The sequence below is a fragment of the Acinetobacter entericus genome (genome assembly GCF_026168575.1).
Taxonomy (GTDB): domain Bacteria; phylum Pseudomonadota; class Gammaproteobacteria; order Pseudomonadales; family Moraxellaceae; genus Acinetobacter; species Acinetobacter bouvetii.
This window is the reverse complement of record NZ_JAPEQW010000083.1, coordinates 1-2,306: the sequence shown is the minus strand read 5'-3', so window position 1 is coordinate 2,306 and position 2,306 is coordinate 1. Positions and strand designations below refer to the sequence as shown.

The window sequence follows — 2,306 nt, the reverse complement described above, 5'->3', positions numbered from 1 at the left end:
CATTTTTACTTTGGAGAAACCGGACATTTCTACTTTGGGCTTACAAACGCATTTCGTATAAGGTGTATTATGTTAATTTTAGATTTTTTAAAAAATTAGGGCATCCATGAATCCTTTAGAATTCTACTGTTTAATATTGAAAAATATGGATAAAAACCTGGCTAAGAAACTAGGTAAAATTGAGAAAAAATATACTAATGTTCCATTTAAAAATGATGAAATAGCTAAAGTTAAAATTAAATCCGAATTTGCTTCAGAAATGGGGTTTTTCGTACTTAATTCAGCAACTTCTTTAGCTGTAGATGAAGAAAACTATAATTTTGCATACTGCTTAAAAATCTTAGAACTATATCCAATTAAGAATAACGATTTTTTTTATTGGAATGAGCATATAAAGCTATTTTCAGAATTAGAAAAAAATAATTTTTTATATGAAGATGTCTGCAAACTACATGATTTTCTGGTAAATAACTTTAGCTTTAACGGTGATTTAAAGAATATTATTAGTCATGAGATGCTTAGAAATTCTGGCGTCAATATACTGCTAATTTTAATTCACTTAGATCATTTAATTTCTAAGAAGTGGGGATTCCAATCAATCTCACTAAACCAAGCATTAAAGTTTAAGTTTAAAAATAAACGACCATACTTCCCATCAAAAACTTTTACAGATTTTCTTTTATTTATCTTAAAGATAAATGCAAAGTTTGAAGCAACAAAAGGACATAAAGTCGAGATTCTGAAGACTATTCCTCCAACTAATGGTTTTGAGCAATGGTTAGATCCTTCTCTCGAAGATGAACAAATTAAAGAATTTATACAACTAATTAAAAAAGTTAGAGAAAACAGAAGACTATGCTACTTGAATGAAGTCTATGAGTTCCTAGGTCTGCCTTATGGTGAGTTTAAAAATGATGAAATTTATGAACAAGTCTCAGAAGAGAATTATTTATTCCTGAAAAATGAACTTCCAGAAGATAAGTGGTTTGAAAGTATTAATGCCATAGCTGGCCTATGGTTAATATATTTTTGGCAAGACTTTTATTATAAACATTTTCAAAAAACAGCCAGCGTTTCTACGTTAGCTACATCAGAAGATTTTATCGTGATATGGGAAGCCTTCCTGAAGAAATATCCTTCAGAAGGCCAATATCTTTGGCCTTCTGAATTGATATTACAAGATAAATAAATTTTTATTTACGAGGTGGATTATTGTCTCGGCCACCACCTGATGGATTTCCAGTAGTACTAGGCCAACCTGCTGTGCTCATAGTTTTCATCCTTATTTAGATTTCGTAGGTTTATGATTAGGATTCAATTGTCGGCTACGGTTGTCCTGATTCTGCGCATGTTGAATATTATTAGGATTTTTTACTGTAGCACGTTGATCATTCGCTGTTTGTGTCATTGCTTTCTCCTTAAAATGTTTGAACATCTGACAAGGAAAGTATGGCTTCAAAAAAATATGCATCTTGCCTGAAAAACAGTAAAAAAGTTTAAATTTTAACCAAAAAAATTATGTATTTAACATAATGGTGTTATACGAAATTAATGGATGTTCGTATAAATTACTTGCATATTGTATTCGATCGAATACAATATAGTGAGAAGATAAGGAATCCTCATGATTGAAATTAAACGTCTTCCAGAATTTGATGAATGGTTGGATGGCATTAAAGACAATATGACCCGTATCCGCCTGAATCGTCGATTAGATAAGGTTCAACGTGGAAACTGGGGAGACATTAAACCTCTCCAAGATGGCGTTTGGGAAATGAGAGAATTCTTCGGTTCTGGATGGAGGATGTATTACATCCAACATGGTGACGTTGTGATTGTAATGCTTGGTGGTGGAGATAAATCAACTCAACAACAAGACATCGATCGGGCAGTCAAACTATCGAAAACATTGGAGGATTAAAATGGTTAAAGTCGCTGATTTACCAAGTTTTGATATGGCTGAGTCGCTCAAAACTGAAGAAGACATTGTGATGTATCTCAATATGGTTCTTGAAGAAAATGATCCAGCTGAATTAGCCCATGCACTTGGTGTTATTGCTAAAGCTCGTGGCATGACTCAAATCGCTAAAGAAGCAGGGATTGGGCGTGAAGCACTCTACAAAGCCCTACGTCAGGATTCAGCACCACGTTTTGATACGATTAATCGTGTAGTAAATGCTTTAGGCTTAAAACTCACAGTACAACACGCTTAAAACTTTAAAAATATAGTAAAAATGGGAGCTAAAGGCTCCCATTTTTTTTTTTATGTTATTCACCAATTAAAATGTCTATGCGATAAACCATTT

Annotated in this window: 4 protein-coding genes; 3 read left to right on the top strand and 1 reads right to left on the bottom strand. The window is 32.9% G+C overall.

All coding sequences use genetic code 11. The features are described from left to right. The first annotated feature begins 106 nt into the window (after positions 1-106). On the top strand, positions 107-1,189 hold the full coding sequence (locus OKC24_RS19520) for a hypothetical protein (RefSeq protein WP_004969299.1): 1,083 nt from the start codon (positions 107-109) through the stop codon (positions 1,187-1,189). Between the two features lie 93 nt (positions 1,190-1,282). On the opposite strand, the gene OKC24_RS19515 is transcribed toward OKC24_RS19520, so the two are convergent. Beyond that, positions 1,283-1,408, bottom strand: a complete 126-nt coding sequence (locus OKC24_RS19515; RefSeq protein WP_004969301.1) for a hypothetical protein — start codon at positions 1,406-1,408, stop codon at positions 1,283-1,285. Positions 1,409-1,624: 216 nt separating this feature from the next. Here OKC24_RS19515 and OKC24_RS19510 point away from each other — a divergent pair, with 216 nt between their 5' ends. Together OKC24_RS19510 and OKC24_RS19505 are read left to right on the top strand one after the other, a co-directional pair. Continuing rightward, positions 1,625-1,921 carry a type II toxin-antitoxin system RelE/ParE family toxin gene (locus tag OKC24_RS19510; protein WP_004647749.1) on the top strand — a complete coding sequence of 99 codons (297 nt, stop codon included), beginning with the start codon at positions 1,625-1,627 and terminating at the stop codon, positions 1,919-1,921. Position 1,922: 1 nt separating this feature from the next. Next, positions 1,923-2,213 (top strand): addiction module antidote protein, encoded by a 291-nt coding sequence (locus OKC24_RS19505; protein WP_004969304.1) that lies wholly within the window; start codon positions 1,923-1,925, stop codon positions 2,211-2,213. The last annotated feature ends 93 nt before the right edge of the window (positions 2,214-2,306 follow it).